Genomic DNA, 20055 nt, shown 5'->3' with positions numbered 1-20055 from the left:
TTAAGTAAAAATGAAAAGAGAAGAATACCATGGAACAAGTTAAAAAGCATCGAACTAAATTGATTATGATAGCCGTAGCTATTATTTTTGTTGGGGGTTTATTGATTTATAGTTTAAACCCTAAAATGAACAAACAGTCATTTGAATCTGAAACTAGTGGTTTTATTCGAATCAATAACTTGGAAAAGAGCGATAATGTAAGTGAGGAATCTCACGAAAGCCAACCCGAAACAATCAAAGTTGATATTAGTGGTGAGATTAAAATGCCAGGTGTTTATGAATTGAATCGGGATTCACGCATTCACGATCTAATAAAGCTAGCAGGTGGCGTGACAGAATCTGCTAATCTCAATGCGACTAATCAGTCACGTGTGCTTAAAGACCAAGATAAAATCATTATTAAGAGTATGACAAGTGCTAATTCCGAAACTTTAGAGACTGGCGATAATAAAACACAAGACGGCGAAAAAGAATCAGGGAAAATTGATTTGAACACGGCCACTGAATCTGAACTACAGGGGATTACAGGGATTGGTCAAAAGAAAGCACAACGTATTATTGACTATCGTAAGAAGCACGGTAACTTTTCATCGGTTGATGATTTAAAAAATGTAACGGGGATTGGTGATAAGTTTATTGAAAGCATTCGTGCGGATGTTAAAGTTTAAGCTGTTACCAGGTGACATTTTTATACTCGCATTTATGTTGTTAACACTGGTTTTTGCTTTATCTAGTCATCATTATTTGAGTGTTAGTTTATTTTTAATGAGCTTGTTGTGGTGGCTAAAAAAGGTACTAAAAAGTCTAGTTTATCTAGCTATATTAGCAGTAGTATTGATTAGCTATGGCTTGTTATATAGTCATCAAGCAACTTATCAACCACCTGAGAATACAAAGATAGTTGAACTTTACTTAGATGAAGTGACTTTTAATCAAGAAGCTGATAGCTTTTTTGGTGAAGGAAAACTAGATTCTCAAAAGGTTTTGATTAGTGGGAACAAGATTAAACAGCTTAAAAATCAAAAGATAGCGTTTGGAAAATTGTTCATTAGGTCTGCGGAGCTCAAACCATTGACTAAGGCAACTAATATCGCTGAATTCGACAGTCAGAATTACTATCAAAGTTCAGGTATTCACTATCAGTTGAGTATTAAAGACTATCAGGTTGTATCACCCGATACACTTATACTTTCTAATCCTGTCAGTTTAATTCACCAAGTACGTTTTGAGCTCAAAAAGTTCTATCAACAGTTACCTGAGCCATTGAATATGTTGGGCTTTCAGTTAATACTAGGTGAAAAATTTAAGGAACTATCATATGATGAGACCTTCAAAAAATTAGGGATTATTCATATCATTTCAATATCTGGATTGCATGTTCAAGTTATTGCAAAATTACTTGAGAAACTATTATATTTACTACGAATACGGCGAAAACAGACTAAAATAATAACAGGATTAGCTTTGATTATCTTTGTTTTTATTGGTAATGAACAAGTCGGACTGGTACGTGCTGTTGTTAGTTATTGGGTGGCTTTGGTCTTAGTTAATGTTTTTAAAGTGAAATTGAATCCACTAGATCAGCTGGGACTAGGGTTTGTTTGTCATTCATTAATTGATCCTTTGATGATTACCACAGTAGGTGGTCAACTGAGTTACTTCTTAGTACTTATTTTGATTTTGACGCAAAATATGTCTTATTTGAAACAATCTATCTACCTTAATCTGACTAGTTTGCCACTCTTGCTCTATTATTTTTATAGTTATAACATCTTCACGAGTTTATACAATTTTATAGCAATTCCCTTATTTGATTATATTATTTTACCGCTTGTTTTACTCAGTTTTTTGTATCCGCTAGTTCCACTAGTTTTTGATGGTATAGCTTATTTATTACTCAAGTTATTTGATTTTTTGGGTTATGTGGGGCAGTTAGATTATGGCATGGTTAATTTTGGTAAACCGGAATTTATAATCGTGATATTACTTATTGGATTAACGATTGCAAGTTTTACCTTTAAACGGATGAAGTCAAGGTTAATTGTGACGATGGTAGCGATGTATAGCATAGCTTATATACTTATCCATTTTCCTTTTTATGGGCAAGTGACATTTATGGATGTGGGGCAGGGAGATAGTATTGTTTTGACAACGCCAATTAAACGTAAAGTGGTAATGATAGATACAGGTGGCCGGTTAAACTTTGGAAAAACGACCAACACCAAATCCATTGTAGAAAAAATAACGGTTCCTTATTTGAATGCTCAAGGTATTTCACAAATTGATGCTCTGTTTTTGTCTCATCAAGACGATGATCATATTGGTGATTTGGAGCCATTATTAAGGTCAATAAAAGTTGAAACAGTCTATTATGGGATAGGGATGCAACGAGTGACTAAGTTTAAAAGTCTCATGCAACGTTATTCTGAAATAACAACCTTTCATGCGCTGAAAGCAGGAGATAGGCGTGAGTATGAGTCACTTGATTTTAGTGTTTTATATCCTGAAAATCCTGGAATGGGCGAAAATAAAGATTCGTTGGCGTTATTAGTGGGCGTTCAAGATAAAAAATGGTTATTTACAGGAGATTTAGAAAAAAATCAGGAACTGGCAATTTTAAAGAAATATAAAGACCTAAAGATTGATTATTTAAAATTAGGGCATCATGGAAGTCGAACGTCAAGTTCATTTGAATTTTTGAAACAACTCAATCCAAGCTATGCTTTTATTTCAGCTGGAAAAAATAATCGCTATCACCATCCGCATCAAGAGACAATTAATGCGCTAAGTAATCTTAAAATCAAATATGACGGTACCCATCAATATGGTATGATTAACGTATATTTCAACAGTTTTGGTCAGTGGGAAAAGCGACGCTACCAAACTAATGAGGAGGATTCTGGTTGACACTTAGTCAATTTTTAGACATAAAAAATAACCAAAGCACTTTAGGAGCATTGGTTAATACATCAACGGATTTACTAAATGATTACTTGATTCAACAGCTGGTTAAAGAATATCAAGAACAACATGGGGATGTTGATATTGTTCGATTTGATTTAGCCAAGCAGGGCTATCAGGGACTTGTTAATGAACTCACGCAATCATCTTTGTTTTCATCCCAAAAAATCCTGATTATTTCTGAACTTGAGAATTTAACTGCTAAAGCGCCTGCAGTTAAGAACAAAAAAGTATTAAATCAACTAATTAAGGTGATTGAGTCCCAAGAAATTAGCGATAGTTATTTAATATTTGATTTTAATTACCCTAAATTAGATGAGCGAAAAAAAATAACTAAAGTTTTGAAAAAGCATTTGATGACAATAGAAGATAAACTATCTTATCGTAATTTAAATGCGTTTGCACAGCAATTAGTTGAAAAAGATAGCTATAAAATCGAGCCTCAAGTAACCAATTTATTGGTTAAGCGTGCGGCTTTTGATGTAACCGCCTTAATGAATGCGATAGAAAAGCTTAAAATTGCAGCGTTAGATACGATGATCATTTCACAAAAGCTAGTTATTGATAACGTTGAGCAAAATTTATCGGATAATATTTTTGATATTTTGAGTTTAGCATTAAAAAAAGACTACCAACAGGCTATTGAATTACTGAAGGAGCAAATTAATCAAGGGGTTAATGAGGTCCAACTGGTCGCTGCTATGACCTCTCAACTTCGATTTTTGTTGCAGGTTAAGCTATTACAAAAGCAAAATAAATCGTTAAAACAAATTGAACAAACTTTAAAGGCACATCCTTACCGTATAAAGTTAGCCAGTCAAACTCAAATTAGTACCTCACACCTGGTGTATCTGATTAATCAATTAATAGAAATAGAGTATCGAATCAAATCGGGTTATCAGTATCATGATGATTTTTTGCAGTTATTTCTGTTAAAATGCTAAAAAAAGAAGCTCTCTTATAAAAGAGGGCTTCTTTTTAGTCTTTAATATTAAAAACTAAAATAAGTTAAGTTATCTTAGTTAGCAGCATTTTGTTTTGCTAGACGAGACTTATCACGGTTAGCTTTGTTCTTGTGAACTAAACCTTTTGATGCAGCCATGTCAATTGCGCGTAAAGCTTGGTTAAATAATTCGTTAGTGTTGTCAGCGTTGTTAGCTTTAGCAACTTTGAATTTTTTGATAGCTGTACGTAAACGGCTCATTTGAGTAGCGTTACGATTGTTAGCAGCTTCAATAGTTTTAACACGTTTGATAGCAGATTTGATTTGTGGCATATTTGTCACCTCCAATTTATAACAAGAGTTTTCACAGGAAAACTCAGCGACTTCAATTATAATGAAATTGTTTAAGTTTTGCAAGACAGTAATGTTGCTTTTTTTCATGATTTAATGTATCATTTATCTCGAACCGTTTGCTTTGTTTAATCGAATCACCAACGTTAGGCAATGTTTACGGGGATTTTAAGAAAGGTGGAAATACAAATGGCTATTTCAAAAACAAGAAAAAATGAATTAATTCAACAATTTGCTCGTCACGAAGGAGATACAGGTTCTCCAGAAGTTCAAGTTGCAGTTTTAACAGAAGAAATTACTCTTCTTAACGCTCACTTAAAAGAAAACAAAAAAGATCACCACTCACACGTTGGTCTATTGAAAAAAATCGGTCACCGTCGTAACTTATTAAGTTACCTAAGAAACAAAGATGTTTCAAGATACCGTGACCTAATCAAAGCTTTAGGATTACGTCGTTAATCAATATAAAAAAGAGACCTTTTAAAAGGTCTCTTTTTTATATTCTTTAATTTATACAAATATATGATAAAATTACAGTAGTTAAAGTCAAGTAACCCGATAGGGGATAAAATTGATAAATTAAAAAATTTAGAAAAGAGATAATAAATGGCACAAGATATCAAAGTAATGATACTTGGCGGTGTACGTGAGAATGGAAAAAACATGTATGCTGTGCAAGTTGATGATGAGATTTTTATTTTAGATGCTGGATTGAAGTATCCAGACACACAATTATTGGGGATTGACTACGTCATTCCGGACTTATCTTTCATTGAAGATAACGCAGACAAAATTATGGGTGTGTTTCTAACACATGGTCATGCTGATGCAATTGGTGCACTTCCATACTTTATTACCAAATATGATATTCCAGTTTTTGGATCAAAACTAACGATTGAATTAGCTAAGATTGCAGTGAGAAACGCTAAGAAGAATGCTGATTTTAGTGATTTCCATGAAATCGACCAAAATACGGCAATCGACTTTAAAAATGCTACTGTTTCATTTTTTGACACAACACACAACATTCCACAAACACTAGGTGTTGCTATCAAAACTGATGCTGGTCAAATTGTTTACACGGGTGACTTTAAGTTCGACCAAAGTGTAAATAAGGGCTATAAAACTAATTACGGTCGTATTATGGAAATTGGCAAAGAGGGAGTTTTAGCACTATTAAGTGATTCTTCAAATGCCGAGATGCCACATGAAGGTGCTAATGAAAAAGAAATTGGCGATTACATTATTGAAACGCTAAAAGATCATCCAGGTCGTGTAATTGTTTCTGCGGTAGCCTCAAATATTGCTCGTGTTCAACAAATTTTAAATGCAGCGCATTTATCAAATAGAAAAGTAATTTTAACTGGTCAAGATGTTGCAAAAATTGTGAGAACTGCAATGGATTTAGACTTGTTGCATATTCCAGATGAAGACCTAATTATTCCCGCTACTAAAATAAATGATTACGATAAAGAAGATATTTTAGTACTAGAAACAGGCCGTATGGGTGAACCTTTAAAATCACTTCAGAGAATGGCAATGCAACAACATAAGCTTGTTAACATTACAGACGGTGATTTGGTTTTCATCACAACAACGCCATCACATGCTATGGAAACAACTGTTGCAAAAACATCTGACCTGATTTATCGTGCAGGTGGAGTAGTTAAAGAAATCGGCCGTGAAATTAACGCTTCAGGACATGCTTCACGTTATGAATTGCAGATGATGATCAACTTGTTAAATCCTCAGTACTTATTCCCAATCCAGGGAGAATACCGTCTACTTGCAGCACACAAAGAAGCTGCACAAGAAACGGGTATTGATTCAAGTAACATCATTATTGCCAAAAAAGGTGATGTTTATCACTACCAAAAAGGCCAATTTGAACTAACTGAACCGGTTTCCTCAGAAGATACCATGATTGATGGTGCAGGAATCGGCGATATTGGTAACATTGTATTGCGTGACAGAAAAATTTTAGCTGATGATGGTATGTTTATTGCTGTTGTAACTATTGATCGTAAGAAAAAGAAAATTGTTGCACAGCCTAAAGTTATGACACGTGGATTTGTATACATTAAAGAAAATAAAGATTTGATTTATGAAAGTATCGAGTTAACTAAAGAAGCAATTGATACAAATCTACAAACCAAAAAATTTGACTGGTCTGAGTTGAAGCAAGACGTTAGACATTCACTAGAAAAATACTTATTCCAAAAAACAAAACGTCGCCCCGTTGTATTGCCGGTGATTATGGAAGTTAACCAAAATCGTCATCGTCGTAATGCAAATAAGCCTCAAGGAAATAAACCACAACCCAAAAAGAAGTAGGAGATTTATAAACGTGAATACTTCGCAAACTGAATTGTTAAAATCAGCAAAAAAAGCAACTGCCCAAAAAGATTATCAAGGAGCAGTTGCTTTTTTGGAAGAAGCTCAAAATTTTGGCCCAGACTCTAAAATAACAGCGGAATTAATCCAAAATTATTTAAAATTACAAAAATATACGCAGGCTTTAGATGAATTGAAGTATTTGAACGTTTATCAAAATGATCAAAGCTTTGAAATTTATTTACAAGTCTTATACCAAAATCATCTAATCATCCCATTTTTTCAGATTCCGTTTCATTTAAAAAGGGGACAACTTTTTGGTGTTGAATTTGAAACAGTGTACAACCAATATCAAGAACGATTTAAATCCTTAGCTTTGCCTAAAGATAATCAAACAATTAAAGCGGAATTTTTCAACAATATGGCTGCAGGTCTGATTAAAAGTCGTAAAAGCTATGAGCAATTAAAGGAACTACCTATCAATGAGTTTGCTCAAATATGCAGGACAGCTTTTTTAGCACCCGGATTACAACCAGAATTACGAGTGGCCTTGATTGAAGATTTGGTTAAATTAGAGGAAGTTGATACAATCCCTGTGTTTATTTTAGATAAAATAACAGAGGTTGATTTACAGCAAACGACACTTTACTTTGATAGCCAATTTATGACACAATCTATTGCGATTATTCAGTCAGAAATCGTTGATCCAAGTATCCAGCAACTTGCTATTTCGCAATATACATTGCTGTTAGCACAGCTTTATCCGCGCTTTGATTTATTTATCAAAAATATATCAGAGTTTGTCTTTTCTTTTTTAGCATACTTTGGTATATTAGGAGTTGAGGATTTTGACAAAAATGATAATCCTTATTTTGCTTTGATTAAAAAGCTTAATCAAAGTGAAGAAATTTGAGACAACTTCTCAAAAAAGTATTTACTTTTTTGAAGTCTCTACGTATAATCAAATACGGATATTTTCAAGGCATGACTATTATTTTTGTCTTGAAAGTAGTACAATAATCAACAGAGAATTATCCGTTTAGGGTTTTGCCTATACGGAATTCTTCTAATTTACAGGAGGGTATTTTATAATGGCAGAAAAAGCACATTACGAAAGAACTAAGCCCCATGTTAACATTGGTACTATCGGACACGTTGACCATGGGAAAACAACTTTAACAGCAGCTATCACAACAGTTTTAGCTAAGAAAGGTCTAGCAGACGCTTCAGACTACGCATCAATCGATGCAGCTCCTGAAGAAAAAGAACGTGGTATTACAATTAATACAGCTCACGTTGAATACGAAACAGAAAACCGTCACTATGCTCATATCGATGCTCCAGGACACGCGGACTACGTTAAGAACATGGTTACTGGTGCTGCTCAAATGGACGGTGCTATCTTAGTAGTTGCTGCTACAGATGGTCCAATGCCACAAACTCGTGAACATATCTTACTTGCTCACCAAGTTGGTGTTGACTACATCGTAGTATTCTTGAACAAAACTGACTTAGTTGACGATGCAGAATTGATCGACTTAGTTGAAATGGAAGTTCGTGAATTACTTTCAGAATACGATTACCCTGGTGATGATGTTCCCGTACTACGTGGTTCAGCATTGAAGGCTATCGAAGGTGACGAAGAACAAGAACAAGTTATCTATGACTTAATGGATGCAGTTGATGAATACGTTCCAACTCCAGACCGTCACAAAGACCAACCATTCTTGATGCCTGTTGAAGATGTATTTACAATCACAGGTCGTGGTACAGTTGCTTCAGGTCGTATCGACCGTGGTGTGGTTAACGTTGGTGATGAAGTTGAAATCATCGGACTAAAACCTGAAATCATGAAATCAACTGTTACTGGACTAGAAATGTTCCGTAAAACTCTAGATTCTGGTGAAGCTGGAGATAACGTTGGTGCACTTCTACGTGGTGTTAACCGTGAACAAATCGAACGTGGACAAGTATTGGCTAAGCCAGGCTCAATCAAAACTCACACAAAATTCAAGGGTGAAGTTTATATCTTGAGTAAAGAAGAAGGTGGACGTCATACTCCATTCTTCTCAAACTACCGTCCTCAATTCTACTTCCACACAACTGACGTAACTGGTGTTATCGAATTACCTGATAACGTTGAAATGGTTATGCCTGGTGATAACGTAACATTTGAAGTTGACTTGATTGCTCCAGTAGCTATCGAAAAAGGTACAAAATTCACTGTTCGTGAAGGTGGACGTACTGTTGGTGCTGGTATGGTTAACGAAATCGTTGAATAATTTTCATTATTTAATGATAAAAAAGAGCTTTAGGTTAATCCTAAGCTCTTTTTTTTTGAAAAAATCCCGCTAATACGTTGAGTTTTGGCGTGATATCATGTAAGATAAATGGGTATGATGGATTATGAAAATAAACCCAAAATTGACATCGGAGGTAGATTTTAATGTCTGCAAAATGGGAAAAAACAGGTAATATTACCGGCGAACTGACATTCGAAATTTCAAAAGAAGAAGTAAAAAAAGGTCTAGATAAAGCATTTGATCGTGTAAAGAAAAACATCGATGCTCCTGGATTTAGAAAGGGTAAATTGCCACGTGCTATGTTCAACCGTATGTACGGCGAAGAAGCTTTATATGAAGAAGCACTAAACATTGTGCTTCCTGAAGCTTACAACAATGCTTTACAAGAAACTGGTGTAGAACCCGTGGACCAACCTGAAGTGTTACCAGAATCAATGGAACGCGATGCTGACTGGAAAATGAAAGCAACTGTAACTATTAAGCCAGAAGTTAAATTAGGTGAATACAAAAACCTAAACGTTCCAAAACAAGATCGTAAAGCTCTTGTAAAAGAAGTAAATGCTGAACTAGATAAAAGACGTGACCAAAACGCTGAACTTGTTCTAAAAGAAACAGGTAAAGCAGCTAAAGGTGATACAGTTATTATCGACTTCAAAGGTATGATTGATGGTGTTGCATTTGATGGTGGAACAGCTCAAAACCATTCACTTGAATTAGGTTCAGAATCATTCATTCCAGGATTTGAAGATCAATTAATTGGTCATTCAGCTGGAGATGACGTGGACGTTGTTGTGACTTTCCCTGAAGATTACCAAGCTGAAGAATTAGCAGGTAAAGAAGCACACTTTGATACAAAGATTCACGAAATCAAAACAAAAGAATTGCCAAAATTAGATGATGAATTTGCTAAAGATATCGACGATTCAGTTGAAACTTTAGACGAATTGAAAGAAAAGATTCAACAAGAAATTCAACAATCTAAAGAAGAAGCAGCTGAAGATAACATCCAAAGCTACGCTATTAAAGAAGCTGTAGATAACGCTGAAATTACTGAAGTACCTCAAGCTATGATTGATAACGAAGTTAACAATCAAATGAACCAATACTTAGGTAACATGCAAAGACAAGGTATTTCTCCAGAAATGTACTTCCAAATCACAGGTACAACTCAAGAAGATATGAAAGCACAATTTGCAAAAGATGCTGAAGAACGTGTTAAATCAACACTTGTTCTTGAAGCTATTGTAAAAGCTGAAGAAATCAAACCTTCTAAAGAAGAAATTGATGAAGAAATCAAAAACTTAGCAGCTCAATACAACATGGACGAAAAAGTTGTTCGTCAAACATTGACTGAAGACATGCTAGTTCACGATATCTCAATCAAGAAAGCAATTGCTTTACTTTCAGACACAGCAACAGAAGTTGTGCCTTCAAAACTAAAAAGCAAGAAAAAATAATGACTTGTTATTATAGCCTTTAAAAAGCGGGAAATTTCCCGCTTTTTATTTTGAAAACTTTTTTCTTTATGTATAGTTTAAAAAATGATACTTTAGTAGATGTAAGTAAATGAATACTAGATTAGAATAAGGATTAGACGCTTATGTATTTTGATAATGTAGAAGGTTCAGATCAAATTAAATGTTCTTTTTGCGGCAAAGACCAAAGTCAAGTGAAGAAAATGGTTGCCGGAAATGGTGTTTATATTTGTGATGAATGTATAGAATTAAGTAAACAAGTTATTGATGAAGAATTCAGAAATAACGCAATGAGTCAATTGAAAGAATTGCCTACACCAAAAGAAATTTGTGCCATTTTAGATGATTACGTTATTGGACAAGAAGAAGCTAAGAAAGTACTTTCTGTAGCGGTATATAACCATTACAAACGTATCACACAAGTAGATGTTACAAGTGATGATGATACTGAACTTCAAAAAAGTAACGTAGCACTAATTGGCCCAACAGGGTCAGGTAAAACATTCTTAGCACAAACACTTGCTAGAATTTTAAATGTTCCTTTTGCCATTGCAGATGCTACAAGTTTGACAGAAGCAGGTTATGTTGGAGACGATGTCGAAAACATCTTGTTATCACTACTTCAAAACGCTAACTTTGATATTGAAAGTGCACAACATGGGATTATTTATGTTGATGAAATTGATAAGATTGCTAAAAAGAGTGAAAATGTTTCAATCACAAGAGATGTTTCAGGTGAAGGTGTTCAACAATCATTACTTAAAATCTTAGAAGGAACAATTGCGAATGTACCACCAAAAGGTGGACGTAAACATCCTCAACAAGATATGATTCAGATTGATACAACTAACATTTTATTCATCGTTGGTGGGGCATTTGATGGTATTGAATCTATTGTGGAAAGTCGTTTAGGCAAACAAACAATTGGATTCAGTGCTTCTGATGAAAAACAAAAGCTAGATGCTAAAAACATCACACAACAAATCATCCCTGAAGATTTAATGCAGTTCGGTATTATTCCAGAATTAATTGGACGTTTACCTATCATGGCTGTTTTAAACAAACTAACTGAAGATGATTTAGTTAACATCTTAACTCAACCAAAAAATGCTTTGGTTAAACAATATAAGAAGCTCATCCAATTAGATAACGTTGAACTTGAAGTAACACCTGAAGCACTTCAAGAGATTGCTAAGTTAGCAATCAAACGTGACACAGGTGCTCGTGGATTACGTTCAATTATTGAAGATAGTATGCGCGATATTATGTTTGATTTACCAAGTGAAAAAGATGTTGAAAAAGTAATCGTGACAAAAGAAGTGATTACAGATAATAAACCAGTTGAAATTGTAAGGAAAAATCATGAAAATTCATAAAGTTGATTTAGAAAAGACAGTGGCTTATCCGGATCAATATCCGACATCTCACTATCCTGAGTTTGCATTATCTGGTCGTTCAAATGTTGGTAAGTCTAGCTTAATTAATGCGATTTTAAATCGTAAGAAATTAGCTAGAACCTCAAGTTCACCAGGTAAAACACAGACACTTAACTTTTTTAATGTTAATGATGATTTATATTTAGTGGACGTTCCAGGATATGGCTATGCCAAAGTCTCTAAAAAAATGCGTGAAAAATTTGGTCAAATGATTGAAACCTACCTCGAAAGTCGTGAAGAATTAAAAGGTATGATTTTACTCATGGATTCACGTCATAAACCAACGCAAGATGATGTGGCAATGTACCAGTATGCCAAATATCTCAATCAGCCTTTGTTGATTGTTGCAACAAAAATAGATAAAGTTAAAAAAAGTCAGTGGAATAAAGTTGTTAAAAACTTTAAAGATACTTTGGAACTAGATGAAGCAGATGATTTGATTTTGTTTAGTTCTGAAAAGAAATACAACATTGATGCTTTATGGCAGTGGGTTGAAGACAAAAAAAATAACGCTTAATGCGTTATTTTTTTTTGTCTTCTTTTTCTTTTGTTACATTTTTTTCTGATTTCTTCTTTTTTTCATCAGGCACTGTAGCAAATTTATCGAATAAATCGTTTAGTTGATTTTGGTTCTTAAAACTTAATCCCATAATTAAACAACTCCTTTTCCCGTATTATACTAAAAAAGTGATTGATGTCAAAATGTATAATTCTGTATATTTGAATATAAGTTGTATAAATATACAAAAGAGGGTATAACAGACTTATAAAGAAAACACGTAGGAGGAACAAATTATGAAAAGTCAAAAAGTAGTGACTAAAATATTAGGATTTTTGACGCTGCTAGTTACAGCGGTTACACTATCAACTAATCATTCACAAGTTAAAGCATCTACAGTAGATGAAGTTAAATCAAAAGGTGAGTTGGTTATGGGGACCTCGCCCGATTATCCACCTTATGAATTTTTAGCAACAGTAGATGGTTCACAAAAAGTTGTGGGAATGGATGTCCAAATTGGACAAGATATTGCTGATAAACTCGGTGTGAAATTAGTCGTTAAAACAATGGATTTTGATTCATTGCTTGTGGCACTAGAAACCAAAAAAATTGATATGGTTATCTCAGGAATGTCCGCAACAGAGGAAAGAAAGAAAAGTGTCGATTTCTCTGATCCTTATTACAAGTCAAAACAAATGTTCGTTATTCGTAAGGACGATGCAGATCAAATAAAATCAGCAAGTGATATTAAAGACAAAGCAGTGGGTGTACAAGTTGGAAGCATGCAACAAGATATCTTGAAAACAAGCTTTCCAGAAGCCAAGGCATCAGCTTTAACTAATGTAAACGATTTATTACTTTCATTGAAATCAAAGAAAGCTTCAGCTTTTCTAACCGAGTCAGCTGTAGCGGAGGCATATGTTAGTCATAATTCAGACATTACAAGTATAAGCGCTGATGTTAATGAAGAAGACATGAGTGGAACAGCTATTGCTTTTTCTAAAAATTCTGATGATCTAGTAGTCACAGCTAACGCAGCTATTAAAAATATTACAGATAACAACTTGATTTCCAAGTATCTTGCAGATGCAGGTAATTATTTAGAATCCTCTTCTCCTCAAGATCAAGGACCATGGCAATTGGTATTAAGCTACTGGCCATACTTTGCATCGGGATTAGGCACAACATTACTAATTACAGTTATTTCAATTTTCTTCGGTATTATTTTAGGTGTTATTTTCGCCTTATTTAGAATTTCACACTTTAAATTATTAAACATGGTAACAGCAGCCTTTGTGGAATTCATTCGTGGAACACCTTTGATGATTCAAATTATGTTTGTCTACTTTGGTGTTGGATCATTCATCAATATTCCAGCCTTAATTTCAGGTGTAATAGCTGTATCAATTAACAGTGCAGCTTATGTTTCAGAAATTATTCGTGGTGGAATTAACTCAGTTCCTAAAGGACAAAAAGAAGCTGCAAGAAGCTTGGGATTATCAGCAAAAGATACATTTATGAGTGTTATTTTCCCTCAAGCTATCAAAAACATTTGGCCTTCACTAGGTAACGAATTTATTTCGTTAATTAAGGAAACGTCAATCGTATCCATTATCGGGGTAGCAGATTTAATCTACCAACTTAAAGCTGTTCAGTCCGTGACTTATCAAGGTGTTATTCCAATCGTAATTGCAATGATTATCTACTTTGTTATTACGTACAGCTTAACTAAACTATTAAACCATTTTGAAGGGAAGATGAAGCATGAATAATTTAATTAAAGTCAAAGGACTTGGCAAATCATATGGGGACAAAAAAGTTCTTGAAAATATTAGTACAGAAGTGAACCAAGGAGATGTCATCGCAATTATTGGCCCTTCTGGTGGAGGTAAGAGTACATTCTTAAGAACGCTAAACTCACTAGAATCTGTTACTGAAGGTTCAATTGAATTTGAAGGACAGGATATTACAAAGTTATCAGATAAAAACTTGAATCAATTGCGTGAAAAAATGGGAATGGTTTTTCAAGACTTTAACTTATTCAGTAATATGACTGTTCAGCAAAATATCACGCTAGCCCTTAAAAAAGTAAAGGGAATGAATGAAGTAGAAGCTAACCAAAAAGCGCTAGCTTTACTAAAACAAGTTGGCATGGATCAATTTGAACAAAGTTATCCAACTTCTTTATCTGGCGGTCAAAAGCAACGTGTGGCGATTGCCCGTGCGTTAGCAATGAAACCAGATGTGATGCTGTTTGATGAACCCACTAGTGCTTTAGATCCAGAGATGGTTGGAGAAGTGCTAAAAGTGATGCAAGATTTAGCTAAAGAAGGTATGACAATGGTTATCGTGACTCACGAAATGGGTTTTGCCCGTCACGTTGCTAATAAAGTTTGGTTTATGGATGGCGGTCGTTTTGCTGAAGTTGGCACACCTGAACAAATTTTTGACCATCCAAAAAATGAACGGACTCAATTATTCTTGTCACAGGTTTTAGACACAGATTTATAGAATTAAGTACAGACTAATTTGTGGTATCATAGAGTAGAATGAAATAATCCTGATAAAGAAAAGGGTGTTAACTATTATTTCTGAATATTTAGATCACAAATTAGCGCTGCTTCCCGATCTTCCGGGATGTTACTTGATGAAGAACAAAGATAATCATATTATATACGTTGGAAAAGCGAAGAACTTAAAGAACCGTGTTCGTTCTTACTTTAAAACCCAACATGAAGGTAAAACAGCGCGTCTTGTCGCAGATATCGTCGATTTTGAAACAATCGTGACGTCTAGCGATAAAGAGGCGTTTTTGCTTGAAGTCACACTTATACAAAAGCATCAACCACACTATAATATTAAATTAAAACAGGGGACGGGTTACCCGTATATTCAAATTACAAATGAACGTGACCCAATCATCAAAATTACTAGTGAAATCAAAAATGATCACAGTTTTTATTTTGGTCCTTATCCTAATGTTTATGCGGCAGAAGAAACGATGCACTTTATTCAAAAAGTGTATCCTTTAAGACGCTGCCAAGGTAACTTGAAAAGACCTTGTTTGTATTACCACATGGGCCAATGTTTGGGAGCTTGTTTCAAAGAAGTACCCAAAAGTGTCTATCGTGACCAAATCAAAAAAATCAAACGGTTTTTAAATGGTGATGTTGCTAATGTGAAGAAAGAATTGACACAAAAGATGAGGGATGCAGCTGCAGAACTTAACTTTGAACGTGCCGGTGAATTGCGTGATCAAATTCACTACATTGAAGCGACAGTTGAGAAACAAAAAATTATTACAACTGATAAAACAACACGAGATATTATCAATTTTTATGTTGATAAAGGATGGGTGTCAGTTCAAATTTTCTTCATTCGCCAATCTCGTCTTTTAAAACGTGAAAAGAAGTTGTTTACACTAACTGATGATGTTGTTGATGAAATGACAACTTTTATTTTGCAATTTTATAAGCAGGAAAATCAGCTGTTACCACAAGAAATTGTTGTGCCGTCAGAACTAGATACAGACTTCCTAAGCGATTTGATTGGTGCAAAAGTGGTTTCGCCAAAACGAGGGACTAAAAAAGAATTGTTAGACTTGGCTAAGAAAAATAGTCAAATCGTTTTAGAAGAGAAGTTCAAGCTGATTGAATTAGATGAGAGAAAGACAATTGGTGCACAACGTGAAATTTTTACAGCTTTGAATTTGCCATACGGCGCAACCATTGAGTCATTTGACCATTCACATATTCAAGGAACAGATCCTGTTTCAGCAATGGTGCAATTTAAAGATGGAAAAAAGAATACTCACAACTATCGAAAATACAAGCTATCTGGTAGATTTGAACATCAAAATGGGGCAGACGAAGCAGCGAATACACGAGAAGTTATTCGCAGACGTTATGAACGATTGTTAAAAGAAAAACAATCATTACCCGACCTGATTTTAATGGATGGTGGCGATATTGAAGTTAATGCTGCAAAAGATGTTTTGAGAAATGAACTAGGCTTAGCGATTCCTGTTGCAGGAATGGTCAAAAATAATAAGCATCGTACTTCAGAATTGATTTTCGGCGAGCCTTTACAGGTCGTGAGTTTAAAACGCAATTCACAAGGTTTTTACTTACTGCAAAGAATTCAAGATGAGGTTCACCGTTTTGCCATTAACTTTCATCGTCAAAAACGAAGTAAAAATTCACTATCCTCTCAACTTGAAACTGTTCCAGGTATCGGGCCTAAAACTAGACAAAAGCTAATGCGACATTTTGGCTCACTAACCAAGATTAAGCAAGCTTCCGTTTTAGAATTACAAGAAGCGGGATTAAACAAAAAACAGGCTCAAACACTTAGCCTATCGTTATCGGTTCAAAAAACGTCTTAAATTCAAGCTATTGTACATTTTATTTTTAAAATCAATATCATAAGCAAATACAATCATGGTATGATAGTTAGAGTCAGAAATACTCGTAAGGAGGAATACAATGTTTGTTGATCATACCCGAGTGGAAGTACAAGCAGGAAAAGGTGGAGACGGAGCGATAAGTTTCCGCCGTGAAAAATATGTCCCTATGGGGGGACCAGCCGGAGGCGATGGTGGCCGCGGTGGTAGTATCATTTTTAAAGTCGATCCAGGACTTAGAACATTAATGGATTTTAAATTCCGTCGTAAATTTAAAGCTAAAAGCGGCGAAAATGGTATGAATAAATCAATGTACGGTCGTCAGGCTGAGGACTCAATAATTGCGGTTCCAGCTGGAACAACCGTATATGATGATGAAACCAATGAAGTAATTGGTGATTTAACACATGATGGTGAAGAATTAGTTGTAGCAAAAGGAGGCCGTGGAGGCCGTGGAAACATTCACTTTAAGTCAGCTAAAAATTCAGCACCAGAAGTAGCTGAAAATGGTGAACCAGGCCAATTTCGTAAATTAAGGCTAGAACTTAAAGTGATTGCTGATGTTGGATTAGTAGGATTCCCATCTGTAGGGAAATCAACACTACTTTCAGTTGCAACATCTGCAAAGCCTAAAATTGCAGCTTATCATTTTACAACGCTAGTTCCTAACCTAGGAATGGTTCAACTAGATAGTGGTCAAGATTTTGCTATGGCTGATTTACCTGGTCTTATTGAAGGTGCTTCATTAGGTGTCGGATTAGGGATTCAGTTCTTGCGACACATTGAACGTACCAAAGTTATTTTACATTTAATTGATATGGATCCTAATAATGGTCGTGAACCTTATGAAGACTATCAAACTATCCGTAAAGAACTAAAAACATATGATGACAATTTGATGCAAACACCGGAAATTATCGTGGCAACTAAGATGGACGTGCCGGGTGCAGAAGATAGACTAGCTGAATTTAAAGCTGAATTTGAAACTGCACCTGAAATTTTTGAGATCTCATCAGTGACACACCAAGGTGTTAAAGTATTACTTCAAAAGACAGCGGATGTGCTAGAAACATTACCAAAAGAAATCAAGTCTGTAGATGCTGAAGCAGAAGATGTTAAACATCAAAATTACGACTTCAAGGCAGAAGACAAACAAGATGACTTCTACATTGAAAAAGAAAATGCTGGTATGTACGTTGTTAAAGGTGAAAAAGTTGAAAGACTGCTTCAAATGTCTAACTTGACACACAACGATGGTATTATGCGTTTTGCAAGACAATTACGTTCGTTTGGTATTGATGATGCATTACGTGAAGCCGGTGCCAAGAACGGTGACGATGTCTTTATTGGTGATTTCTCATTTGAATTTGTTGAGTAGGACAAAAGGGGTAGCACCAAATGAAAAAGGAAAAAGAAAAGAAACGTTATCTAACCGGGATTGATGGGTTAAGAGCACTTGCTGTTATTGGGGTGATTTTATACCATATTAATCCTAACCAATTTATTGGCGGTTATTTGGGGGTATTAGTATTCTTTGTTTTGTCAGGATACTTTATTACAAGTCACCTGATTAAAAACATGGAAAGTAATACATTTAGTTTTCGTGATTTTTACATTAAAAGAGTGAAACGAATATATCCACAACTAGTTAGTGTTTTGGCACTAACAAGTACATATATTTTGCTTTTTCAACGTAATTTATTAGCACAGCTTTATCAAATAGTTGTCACAAATTTAGTCGGCGTTTATAATCTCTGGCAGATTTTTAATGGCCAGTCTTATTTTGAACGTTTTGCACAAAATGAGTCACCATTTATTCATTTGTGGACTTTATCTATTGAATGGCAATATTATATTATTTGGCCGTTAGTACTGGTTGCTTGTTATTATTTTTCAAAGAAAAAACGTTATCCAATTATTGTAGCGATTGTTTTAACAATTGTTTCGATTGGACTGATGGCGGGCTTATATCGTCCAGGTATTGATACTAGCCGAATTTATTATGGTACAGATACTAGATTATTCGCCCTAATGATGGGATCACTTTTAGGTATGATTTGGCCTAGAGAAAAGCTCACTCAAAATGTTCAAAAACTCACTTCTACTGTGCTGAATTCTGTCGGCGGTGTGAGTTTTCTGATTATTCTTATGATGAGTTTGTTGCCTATTATGAACCCTCAACAAGGGTTTACGTATTTAGGCGGTATGGCTATATTTTCACTTTTCACAACGCTGCTTGTGGCTGTGATTGTTCATCCTGCAGCTATGTTTAATCGATTGCTAACAAATCCAGTCTTTAGTTATTTAGGAACTAGAAGCTATGGCATTTACTTATATCAATTTCCAATTATGATTTTCTTTGAAAATCGCTTTAGAAATATTGCGGATCATCCTATTTTGTATCCTGTAATAGAAGTGATGTTAATTTTAGCGGTTTCAGAGATATCTTATCAATTAATTGAAAAACAAGCTCATAAGCTAACGATTAAGGGCTTAATTATCCAAGTGAAGTCGTTTAAATCTTTAGGCGTTAAATTACAAGTTAAATGGGGATTATCTGCTGTTATACTGGGATTATTCATAGGTGCAGTTGTAACATCACCATTTGTCAAAGCTGCCGATGCAAAAGACAGTCAACTTGCTAAAACAATTGCTTCAAACGGTGAAAAGAATCAATCTGAAAATAAGGAATTGATTGCTCAAGCTCAAAGCAGACAAAAACAAGCTGCTGAAGCAGAGGCTAAAAAAGTTTCACCTTTCCAGGCTGTGATTGATCAAGCTAAGCAAAATGAAAAGAACGGCCCCGTAAATGTGGATTATCAAAATTATGGTCTGACACAATCACAACTACAATTGATGCAGTTTTTACCAATATCGGGTATAGGAGATTCTGTTATGGCAGGATCATCTAACATTTTGAAAACATTGTTTCCACAAATGATTGTTGATGCAACAATTTCAAGACAAATGATTCAAAGTTTTGACATTGTCGCGCAATATCAACAAGAAAAGGCCTTGAATAATATTGTCTTAATTGGATTAGGAACAAATGGTCCTTTTTCAAGTGATAATTTGAACCAATTGATTAGCCAAATAGGCGCAGGTCACACAATTTTTTGGATTAATACACATGTTCCAAGCCGTCAGTGGCAAAACAGTGTAAATCAAGTTGTACAACAAGCTGCAACAGAGCATCAAAACTTTAAAGTAATTGATTGGTACAATTACTCAAAAGGTCACGATGATTGGTTTTATGAAGACCAAATTCACCCTAATCCAGAGGGTGCAAAATATTATGCAACATATATTGCAAAGACTATTCTTGAAAGTATTAATTTAAAAGGTGAGTGA

17 protein-coding genes are annotated in these 20055 nt (G+C 34.8%); 15 read left to right on the top strand and 2 right to left on the bottom strand.

From position 1 onward, the window contains the following. Positions 1–29: 29 nt before the first annotated feature. Genes JNUCC72_RS03270 through holA form a run of 3 tightly spaced genes read left to right on the top strand, consistent with a single transcriptional unit; the run spans position 30 to position 3905 of the window. The gene (locus JNUCC72_RS03270; protein ID WP_454142855.1) at positions 30–668 is read left to right on the top strand and encodes a ComEA family DNA-binding protein; all 639 of its coding nucleotides are present in this window, start codon (positions 30–32) and stop codon (positions 666–668) included. Next, the gene (locus JNUCC72_RS03265) at positions 655–2907 is read left to right on the top strand and encodes a DNA internalization-related competence protein ComEC/Rec2 (RefSeq protein ID WP_454142853.1); all 2253 of its coding nucleotides are present in this window, start codon (positions 655–657) and stop codon (positions 2905–2907) included. Before JNUCC72_RS03270 ends, JNUCC72_RS03265 begins: the two co-directional genes overlap by 14 nt. Further along, positions 2904–3905 (top strand): DNA polymerase III subunit delta, encoded by a 1002-nt coding sequence (gene holA / locus JNUCC72_RS03260; RefSeq protein ID WP_454142851.1) that lies wholly within the window; start codon positions 2904–2906, stop codon positions 3903–3905. The genes JNUCC72_RS03265 and holA overlap by 4 nt, the downstream gene beginning before the upstream one ends. A gap of 74 nt (positions 3906–3979) precedes the next feature. On the opposite strand, the gene rpsT is transcribed toward holA, so the two are convergent. Beyond that, entirely contained in the window at positions 3980–4237 is a 258-nt protein-coding gene (gene rpsT, locus JNUCC72_RS03255; protein ID WP_454142849.1) for a 30S ribosomal protein S20, read from the bottom strand. A 207-nt stretch (positions 4238–4444) separates the two neighbouring features. On the opposite strand from rpsT, the gene rpsO reads away from it, so the two are divergent. The 7 genes from rpsO (at position 4445) to yihA (ending at position 12320) form a co-directional block, all read left to right on the top strand. After that, a complete protein-coding gene (gene rpsO / locus JNUCC72_RS03250; RefSeq protein ID WP_454142847.1) occupies positions 4445–4714 on the top strand; it encodes a 30S ribosomal protein S15 in 270 nt (89 codons plus the stop codon). Between the two features lie 147 nt (positions 4715–4861). Continuing rightward, positions 4862–6589 (top strand): ribonuclease J, encoded by a 1728-nt coding sequence (locus JNUCC72_RS03245; protein WP_454142845.1) that lies wholly within the window; start codon positions 4862–4864, stop codon positions 6587–6589. A gap of 13 nt (positions 6590–6602) precedes the next feature. Then, positions 6603–7502: a hypothetical protein gene (locus tag JNUCC72_RS03240; protein WP_454142843.1), complete on the top strand. Its 900-nt coding sequence runs from the start codon at positions 6603–6605 to the stop codon at positions 7500–7502. Positions 7503–7680: 178 nt separating this feature from the next. After that, the gene (tuf, locus tag JNUCC72_RS03235; RefSeq protein WP_454142841.1) at positions 7681–8871 is read left to right on the top strand and encodes an elongation factor Tu; all 1191 of its coding nucleotides are present in this window, start codon (positions 7681–7683) and stop codon (positions 8869–8871) included. 164 nt (positions 8872–9035) lie between these two features. Continuing rightward, the gene (tig, locus tag JNUCC72_RS03230; RefSeq protein WP_454142839.1) at positions 9036–10349 is read left to right on the top strand and encodes a trigger factor; all 1314 of its coding nucleotides are present in this window, start codon (positions 9036–9038) and stop codon (positions 10347–10349) included. A gap of 143 nt (positions 10350–10492) precedes the next feature. Then, positions 10493–11743 (top strand): ATP-dependent Clp protease ATP-binding subunit ClpX, encoded by a 1251-nt coding sequence (gene clpX, locus JNUCC72_RS03225; RefSeq protein ID WP_454142837.1) that lies wholly within the window; start codon positions 10493–10495, stop codon positions 11741–11743. Next, a complete protein-coding gene (gene yihA, locus JNUCC72_RS03220; protein ID WP_454142835.1) occupies positions 11730–12320 on the top strand; it encodes a ribosome biogenesis GTP-binding protein YihA/YsxC in 591 nt (196 codons plus the stop codon). The genes clpX and yihA overlap by 14 nt, the downstream gene beginning before the upstream one ends. A gap of 4 nt (positions 12321–12324) precedes the next feature. On the opposite strand, the gene JNUCC72_RS03215 is transcribed toward yihA, so the two are convergent. Beyond that, positions 12325–12453: an SPJ_0845 family protein gene (locus JNUCC72_RS03215; RefSeq protein ID WP_454142833.1), complete on the bottom strand. Its 129-nt coding sequence runs from the start codon at positions 12451–12453 to the stop codon at positions 12325–12327. Between the two features lie 145 nt (positions 12454–12598). Between JNUCC72_RS03215 and JNUCC72_RS03210 the strand changes: the two genes are divergently transcribed. The 5 genes from JNUCC72_RS03210 (at position 12599) to JNUCC72_RS03190 (ending at position 20055) form a co-directional block, all read left to right on the top strand. Further along, positions 12599–14074, top strand: a complete 1476-nt coding sequence (locus JNUCC72_RS03210; protein WP_454142831.1) for an ABC transporter substrate-binding protein/permease — start codon at positions 12599–12601, stop codon at positions 14072–14074. Next, positions 14067–14813: an amino acid ABC transporter ATP-binding protein gene (locus tag JNUCC72_RS03205; RefSeq protein WP_454142829.1), complete on the top strand. Its 747-nt coding sequence runs from the start codon at positions 14067–14069 to the stop codon at positions 14811–14813. Before JNUCC72_RS03210 ends, JNUCC72_RS03205 begins: the two co-directional genes overlap by 8 nt. A 73-nt stretch (positions 14814–14886) precedes the next feature. Then, the gene (gene uvrC, locus JNUCC72_RS03200; protein WP_454144704.1) at positions 14887–16686 is read left to right on the top strand and encodes an excinuclease ABC subunit UvrC; all 1800 of its coding nucleotides are present in this window, start codon (positions 14887–14889) and stop codon (positions 16684–16686) included. 100 nt (positions 16687–16786) lie between these two features. After that, complete coding sequence (gene obgE / locus JNUCC72_RS03195) at positions 16787–18082, top strand: GTPase ObgE (RefSeq protein ID WP_454142827.1); 1296 nt, start codon at positions 16787–16789, stop codon at positions 18080–18082. Positions 18083–18102: 20 nt separating this feature from the next. Next, positions 18103–20055 (top strand): acyltransferase family protein, encoded by a 1953-nt coding sequence (locus JNUCC72_RS03190; RefSeq protein ID WP_454142825.1) that lies wholly within the window; start codon positions 18103–18105, stop codon positions 20053–20055.

Source organism: Holzapfeliella sp. JNUCC 72 (genome assembly GCF_053668685.1).
This window is presented reverse-complemented; position numbering and strand designations above follow the sequence as displayed.

Coding starts and splice junctions, on each gene's coding strand:
- JNUCC72_RS03270 (WP_454142855.1), top strand. CDS start 30: ATGGAACAAGTTAAAAAGCATCGAACTAAATTGATTATGATAGCCGTA.
- JNUCC72_RS03265 (WP_454142853.1), top strand. CDS start 655: ATGTTAAAGTTTAAGCTGTTACCAGGTGACATTTTTATACTCGCATTT.
- rpsT (WP_454142849.1), bottom strand. CDS start 4,237: ATGCCACAAATCAAATCTGCTATCAAACGTGTTAAAACTATTGAAGCT.
- rpsO (WP_454142847.1), top strand. CDS start 4,445: ATGGCTATTTCAAAAACAAGAAAAAATGAATTAATTCAACAATTTGCT.
- JNUCC72_RS03245 (WP_454142845.1), top strand. CDS start 4,862: ATGGCACAAGATATCAAAGTAATGATACTTGGCGGTGTACGTGAGAAT.
- tuf (WP_454142841.1), top strand. CDS start 7,681: ATGGCAGAAAAAGCACATTACGAAAGAACTAAGCCCCATGTTAACATT.
- tig (WP_454142839.1), top strand. CDS start 9,036: ATGTCTGCAAAATGGGAAAAAACAGGTAATATTACCGGCGAACTGACA.
- clpX (WP_454142837.1), top strand. CDS start 10,493: ATGTATTTTGATAATGTAGAAGGTTCAGATCAAATTAAATGTTCTTTT.
- yihA (WP_454142835.1), top strand. CDS start 11,730: ATGAAAATTCATAAAGTTGATTTAGAAAAGACAGTGGCTTATCCGGAT.
- JNUCC72_RS03215 (WP_454142833.1), bottom strand. CDS start 12,453: ATGGGATTAAGTTTTAAGAACCAAAATCAACTAAACGATTTATTCGAT.
- JNUCC72_RS03210 (WP_454142831.1), top strand. CDS start 12,599: ATGAAAAGTCAAAAAGTAGTGACTAAAATATTAGGATTTTTGACGCTG.
- JNUCC72_RS03205 (WP_454142829.1), top strand. CDS start 14,067: ATGAATAATTTAATTAAAGTCAAAGGACTTGGCAAATCATATGGGGAC.
- obgE (WP_454142827.1), top strand. CDS start 16,787: ATGTTTGTTGATCATACCCGAGTGGAAGTACAAGCAGGAAAAGGTGGA.
- JNUCC72_RS03190 (WP_454142825.1), top strand. CDS start 18,103: ATGAAAAAGGAAAAAGAAAAGAAACGTTATCTAACCGGGATTGATGGG.